The 291-nt window shown below is 67.0% G+C and carries 1 pseudogene; it reads right to left on the reverse strand.

What is annotated here, in order from left to right:
• Window positions 1-291, reverse strand: a pseudogene (locus PA598K_RS35515) (UDP-glucose 6-dehydrogenase); the annotation flags it as partial.

Below are 291 nucleotides of genomic sequence, written 5' to 3' on the forward strand. Positions count from 1 at the left end.
CCCGGTCGGGGTGCATCGTATCGCGGACCGCCGACCCTTCGCGGAGGAACTCCGGCACGGAGGCGACGTCGAACGGATGCTTCGCGCCCTTGGCAATCAGCGCCTGGATGCGCTCGTTGGTGCCGACTGGCACCGTGCTCTTGGTGACGATGATCTTGTAGCCGTTCAGCGTATAGGCGATCTCGCGCGCCGCCGTCTCGACATAAGTCATATCGGCTTCGCCGCTCGCCAGCGGCGGCGTGCCGACGGCGATCACCACCAGCTCCGCCTCCGGCACCGACGCCTCCAGAT

The organism is Paenibacillus sp. 598K, assembly GCF_003851045.1.
Taxonomy (GTDB): Bacteria; Bacillota; Bacilli; order Paenibacillales; family Paenibacillaceae; genus Paenibacillus_D.